Here is a 4,029-nt window from a genome sequence, read left to right on the forward strand (position 1 = left end):
AGATGTTTGAATCGCTGGAGGAACAAGTTTAAACGACTAAAACACTGGCTAACTAAATTCAAAAGGGATAGGGTCATTTACACAAAATTATTGACGCCCCCTTTGGTCAAGCATATTATCTAATTCACTTCTTGAATAATATTTGTTATTCTTAACTCTTCTAATCTTTTCTTCTAATTCTGTGAAACTATTTATATTAGTGACTAATTTTTCTTTTTGAGCTTTTGTATAATCCGAACTAACAATAAGTTCCAGCAGTTGTTGTTTAGTCTGTTTCACTTTAAAAGCTATTGTATCCAGTTTATCTGGCGTCATTTGCTCGGTATCAGTTAGCCAATTTTGTTCAAAGATAGGCAAAATAAATCGGGTATTATCGACGGTTTCATTACTTGTTGCCAACTCTGGAAATTTTTCTTCATAAGAACTTTTAAATTCGTCAACCTCTTCTTCATAGGTTTTACCGTTATGCTTTTCCTGCTCGGGCGTGTATGAGTAACTCTTACCGATGCTAAAAGGCGAGAATGGATAGTACCAAGTCATTATAGAAATAAAAATTATAATGAGGGCAACAAATCCACCAATTCCTGTCCCCCAAATAACTTTTTTACGCTTTGTGCTCATATAAATTTCCCCACTTTCAGGACATAAATTTATGTCCCTTGCTATTGTACATCATTTTAATTGTTAAAACACTTATGATTTTCACCATTATTCTGTATATTAATTTTTGAATAATTAAAATTAATCAGGGAATTATTTCGAAGATGCCGAGATATTTATGCTAAAATATACGCAGTAAGCGGGACAGTTATTCTACAACTTATATATGTGGAAGACAAAAGAAAAGTAATTCATTAAAAAATTTTTAAGTGTCTGGAGTGTGGTTTTGTGGGTAAGAGCTATAATTTATGGTCATTTTATTTAATCCTTATTTGTGCAGGAGTAGCAGTTTACTCATTATATTCTAATATTAACTCCAACATCAGTTGGTTAATTGCACCACCGAATTATGTTTTACTTCTAATAAGTTTGGCTGCCTTTATTTTAGGAATTATTGGTTTTAAAGATAAAAGAAACTGGCGCACTAAAACGCGCAGCTGGTTAACCGTAATCCTGTCACCATTGACAGCTTTGGCACTTTTTCTAGTGATGTCATTTACAGCCTTTTTTTCATCATTAGCAGTGAATGAAGATATAAAGTCAGTAAGTTCCCCTGATGATAGTTATATGATTGACTTTTATTATTTTGATGCAGGTGCAACAGGTTCATTTGGCGTAAGGGGCGAAATAAATGGACCACTTTGGTTTAAGAAAAGAATTTATTTCCAGGAAGGCATAGAAAATGTTGACGTTAACTGGGAGAATGATTATAAAGTTTCTATTAACAATCATTCCTTGAACTTAGATAAGGGAGAAACGTATGGTTATTATAAGTAGTTCACTTACTGTGGAGAAAATCTAAATTAACAATAAACGATCAATTGGTGTGCTTATTTTTGTTGTCATATTAGTGTTTTAGATGTAATAGCAGTCATTTTAGCATATAAATTAACGGCGTTTTTAACGTAATGACAATATTTATTGTCATTATGTTATTTTGCTATCCATTAGTTATGCTAAAATTTCGGTTTGAATCAGTGTGTTTCTTATAGTTAATATTAAAATTCTAACAACTGAAGGAATGTTTCACTCCCTCAATTGTGGGTATTTTCACTTTTTATATGTTAAAATAAAAAACAATAAAAATTTTAAATAACTTAATTGTGTTATTTATAGAGTTATAATTGTTGTACGCATTTTTTAAATTGATAAAAAACTTATAAAAGGAATTTCAAGAAAACATCAAGTTATTGAGGGAGGAGGAGAGCATGCCATGATGAAAGAACCACAACAAAGAATTTCGATAAATGCTGTGAAAATGTGGCGATTGAGCAATATAATTATGTACTTTGTAAGTCTTTTGTTACTAGGTGTTTTTTTGTTTTTGCAACATTATTACGGTTGGCCAAATTGGATAAAGCTTGCTATTTACGCTGTTATTATTATATCGACTATTTCCTCTGCATTTGAAATATTTTGTATTCCTATTTATAAACAGCGAACATGGCGTTATGAAATCGAAAGACACTATATTCAATTAAAACATGGTGGATTTATATTTAAAAATCATTTAATTATTCCAATAGTGAAAGTGCAGTATGTAAATACGAGTCAGGGACCACTTTTAAAAAAATATGGTTTATCTACAGTGAAGATCGGTACGATGGCTTATGTACATGAGATACCTGCTGTTTCTAAAGAAAAAGCAACGGAATTACGAGAGTATATTGCCTTTTTATCAGGTATTAACGAGCGAACAAATAATGAGAGGACTTGAATGCGTTGAACCAATCATTTAAGCGAATGCATCCGTTATGGATGCTGTTTTCTTTTATCAGTTCCATAAAAGAATTAATTCTTATTGTTGTTTTCTTTATTGTGATTATAGGTATTAATTTTGATTCCATTTATGCCAAACTTGGAATAGCAGTGATGATTTTCTATTTAGTTTATAAACCAATATCAATTATTCTTGATTGGAGACACTTTGAGTACTTTTTCACTGATAATGAAATATGTATTAATGAAGGTCGCTTTATCAAAAAGAAACGTTTTATACCGTTAGATTATATTCAAGGCATTAACAGAAAAACAACTGTTTTTTATCGGGTTTTTGGTCTTACAACACTTTTGATAAACGCCGGTTCTAGTATAAATGATTCTTCCATCAAACTCAAAGCAATATCTAATGAAGAAGCTACACGAATACAGGCATTTTTAGATCAATTTGACTCTCTTAAGAATAAAAGTGAACAGAATGAACAAATACCCGCAGACCCTACATCAAAGCATTCTTTTAAAGAAAATCATTATAAGATAACATCGAAAGAAATGTTTATTGCTTCAATTATATCACTAAGATTTATAATTTTTATCGCGGTAATTTATTCTGTTTATGCTGAGATAGCAAATTATATTTCAGTAGACAATTACATTAATGCCGTTATTTCCTTTTTCCAGCAGTCATGGCCGTTAACTTTACTCGGGATTGTTGCCCTTTTGGCATTATCGCTAGTTTATGGAATCTCAAAAACCTATTTACAATATCGGAATTTTACAGTCTCCTCCGATTTAAATCGGATTTTTATTCAAAAAGGTTTATTCAATACAACTGAGTTTTCAATTCCAAAAGAAAAAGTACAAGCAATAAATTTACATGCAACTTTTATTCAGAGGGCTTTTCGCTTTGTGAGAGTTAAAATGGTTAGTGTAAGTGATATGGATGAAGAGGAAATGAAAACTTCAAATACCCTGTTTCCATTTATAAAGAAAGATAGGGCAACGTTATTAATTTCAGAGATATTGCCGGAATTTACTGTTGAATTAGAAATGATAAGTATTCCTCGAAAAGCTATTTTCATGAAACTAGTACGTTCTAGTTATTTGTGGATAGCAGGACCGGCAGTAATTATCAGTTTTTGGCCAGAACTCTGGTATATAGCATTATCTTTGTTTGTTATTGTTATCACTTCACAATTAATAAGTAGCTTCCAAAGTAAATATAAACTCAATCCTCCTTTCATTCAATTTCAAAGGGGAGGTTTTTTAACAAGATTATTTGTAACCAAACGAACAAAGATCGAAGAACTTAAAATTACGGAGTCCTTGCTACAACAAAAATTGGGTCTTGCCTCTGTTCAAATTTCAACACGTGCTAGTCCAATCAAATTAGCTAAAATATCTGATATTCCAAAAGATGTGGCTCTACAATATTATCAGTGGTATGCAAATCAAGATATCGATTTTAAACAAAGAGAATACTATTGTTGAATTATCGAATAAAGCAGAACCGATTGTTTGATGATTCATACCACAATTCTTACCGCAATCGGGCGCCGCTCGACAAGTTCTGCTATAAGCGTTTTGAAGCGTGAAATGCAGGGGATTAGCTATCGGACAATCCCAACTTTACAATCAAGGATGGGAATG

The 4,029-nt window shown here is 31.6% G+C and carries 4 protein-coding genes; 3 read left to right on the forward strand and 1 reads right to left on the reverse strand.

Features of this window, described 5'->3' with window-relative positions; translation table 11 throughout:
• Window positions 1-87: 87 nt before the first annotated feature.
• On the reverse strand, window positions 88-621 hold the full coding sequence (locus ACFQU8_RS09770; RefSeq protein WP_382359279.1) for a hypothetical protein: 534 nt from the start codon (window positions 619-621) through the stop codon (window positions 88-90).
• A gap of 267 nt (window positions 622-888) precedes the next feature.
• Here ACFQU8_RS09770 and ACFQU8_RS09775 point away from each other — a divergent pair, with 267 nt between their 5' ends.
• The 3 genes from ACFQU8_RS09775 (at window position 889) to ACFQU8_RS09785 (ending at window position 3,870) form a co-directional block, all read left to right on the forward strand.
• Window positions 889-1,437 (forward strand): DUF5412 family protein, encoded by a 549-nt coding sequence (locus ACFQU8_RS09775; RefSeq protein WP_382359281.1) that lies wholly within the window; start codon window positions 889-891, stop codon window positions 1,435-1,437.
• Window positions 1,438-1,873: 436 nt separating this feature from the next.
• On the forward strand, window positions 1,874-2,377 hold the full coding sequence (locus tag ACFQU8_RS09780) for a PH domain-containing protein (RefSeq protein ID WP_382359284.1): 504 nt from the start codon (window positions 1,874-1,876) through the stop codon (window positions 2,375-2,377).
• A gap of 26 nt (window positions 2,378-2,403) precedes the next feature.
• Window positions 2,404-3,870, forward strand: coding sequence for a PH domain-containing protein (locus ACFQU8_RS09785; protein ID WP_382359287.1), 1,467 nt, complete (start codon window positions 2,404-2,406; stop codon window positions 3,868-3,870).
• Window positions 3,871-4,029 lie beyond the last annotated feature (159 nt).

This window comes from Lentibacillus kimchii, assembly GCF_042666895.1.
Taxonomy (GTDB): domain Bacteria; phylum Bacillota; class Bacilli; order Bacillales; family Amphibacillaceae; genus Lentibacillus; species Lentibacillus kimchii.

What these genes read in the sequence shown, in the direction of transcription:
- ACFQU8_RS09770 (WP_382359279.1), bottom strand. Translation starts at nt 621, where the DNA reads ATGAGCACAAAGCGTAAAAAAGTTATTTGGGGGACAGGAATTGGTGGA.
- ACFQU8_RS09780 (WP_382359284.1), top strand. Translation starts at nt 1,874, where the DNA reads ATGATGAAAGAACCACAACAAAGAATTTCGATAAATGCTGTGAAAATG.
- ACFQU8_RS09785 (WP_382359287.1), top strand. Translation starts at nt 2,404, where the DNA reads ATGCATCCGTTATGGATGCTGTTTTCTTTTATCAGTTCCATAAAAGAA.